Annotated in this window: 2 protein-coding genes; one reads left to right on the top strand and one right to left on the bottom strand. The window is 37.4% G+C overall.

What is annotated here, in order from left to right:
* Window positions 1-185 precede the first annotated feature (185 nt).
* Window positions 186-1,214: a biotin synthase BioB gene (bioB, locus tag QZ334_RS08265; protein ID WP_295233598.1), complete on the top strand. Its 1,029-nt coding sequence runs from the start codon at window positions 186-188 to the stop codon at window positions 1,212-1,214.
* A gap of 118 nt (window positions 1,215-1,332) precedes the next feature.
* Here bioB and QZ334_RS08260 read toward each other — a convergent pair whose 3' ends face one another.
* Window positions 1,333-1,695, bottom strand: a complete 363-nt coding sequence (locus tag QZ334_RS08260) for a hypothetical protein (protein WP_105090068.1) — start codon at window positions 1,693-1,695, stop codon at window positions 1,333-1,335.
* Between the last annotated feature and the right edge of the window lie 54 nt (window positions 1,696-1,749).

Genomic DNA, 1,749 nt, shown 5'->3' with positions numbered 1-1,749 from the left:
GTAAAATATAGCCTCTAAAATTAGTTGTAAGTCATATAATTCCCCTGTATTAAAAGCCCTCTAAAAACTACATACATATTTTTGTTAACTCAAAAATACATTAAGTTGACAATTTATGCACTAACGTTTACAATCAAATTGTCAATATTTTATATTTTTATTAAGTTAACAATTAGGAGGCTATTATGGCTTTGCCTACAGATCAACAACCATCCCAGGTGGGAACATACGAAAAAATCCTTACTATAGCAAATCGTATTATGCATGGTGGTGAAATTACAAAAGAAGAAGCAATTGAGTTAATTCATACATCTGATGATGATACGATGATTCTGCTCGCTATGGCAGATAAAATTCGTCAACATTTCAATGACAACTCCGTAGATGTATGCGCCATTGTAAATGCACGATCTGGCAAATGTCCTGAAAACTGTAAATTCTGTGCTCAATCTGCACATCACGAAACAGGCGTTCAAGTATATCCGTTCATGGATGATGAAAGCATCCTCGATGCGGCTCGCAAAGCTAAAGAAGCAGGCGCTATTCGTTTTTCTATCGTAACGAGTGGTCGTAATACTAATAACCCAAACGAATTTAACCAAATCATTCGCGTATTAGACCGTATTAAAAACGAAGTAGGCCTCGAAATTTGCTGTTCTCTTGGTTTGTTAACTTACGAACAAGCTCTCAAATTGAAAGAAGTGGGTGTAACTCGATACCACTCCAATATCGAAACAGCACCTAGTCACTTCCCAGATATTTGTACAACCCATTCCTACGAAGATAAAATGTCTACCATCGACAATGCTCAAAAAGCAGGCATTCGCGTTTGCTCTGGCGGCATCCTCGGGCTTAATGAAACATTAGAACAACGCGTAGAAATGGCATTCGAGCTTAAACGTTTGCATATTGACTCTGTACCACTCAACATTTTAAATCCTGTTAAAGGTACACCATTTGAAAATAATAAAGCATTACGTCCTCTAGATATTTTACGTACCTTCGCTGTGTTCCGTTTCATCTTGCCAAATGCATTGATTCGTACAGCTGGCGGTCGTGAAGTAAATCTTCGTGACTTACAAGCTTATGCTTTAAAAGGTGGTCTTAACGGCATCATGGTTGGTGGCTACTTAACAACTGGTGGTCGATCTCCACAAGACGATCTCCAAATGATTCAAGACTTGGAGCTAAGTCGCAATTCTGCCCAAGTTTAAATTTTCGTATATACCATTCTCATTTGAGGATGTTGTATATAAAAAATATTCCTAAGATTTATAAATTTTTTACACATATAAAAAAGAACCATCTAGTTTGCTGTGCTAGATGGTTCTTTTATTGCCATAATAAATTATAAATGGCTTGACCATTTGTATTGCCTTCAATAGGTTCAGGGTTTTCATTGAACTCTACATTTTCATAAGGTGTACCGTCTGCCATGTATGCATCTACCTTTAATGTTTCCATGGTACGGTTATATCTACTTATATACACTTTATATCGCAATTCGTCGCCACCCAGTTCATTGACCCGCAGCCACAAAAGCGCATCATAATCACTTTTTTGAACACTGTCGTTGTCAATAAATAATTGGTTTCCTGATGCATCTGGTCCAACATAGTACCAGTCCGTTGCGTTAGCAGTCCCCCCTATACTGAGTAGCCACAAAAGGGACAATATGGTAAATATTTTCCTCATATGACTGCTCCTCTCATGCTATAGAGCTGTATACTTTATAAAACTCTAATAGCC

Source organism: Veillonella sp., assembly GCF_019414865.1.
In the GTDB taxonomy this organism is placed as follows: domain Bacteria; phylum Bacillota; class Negativicutes; order Veillonellales; family Veillonellaceae; genus Veillonella.
This window is presented reverse-complemented; position numbering and strand designations above follow the sequence as displayed.

Excerpts from the sequence above, each read along its gene's own strand:
- bioB (WP_295233598.1), top strand. The coding sequence starts at position 186 with ATGGCTTTGCCTACAGATCAACAACCATCCCAGGTGGGAACATACGAA.
- QZ334_RS08260 (WP_105090068.1), bottom strand. The coding sequence starts at position 1,695 with ATGAGGAAAATATTTACCATATTGTCCCTTTTGTGGCTACTCAGTATA.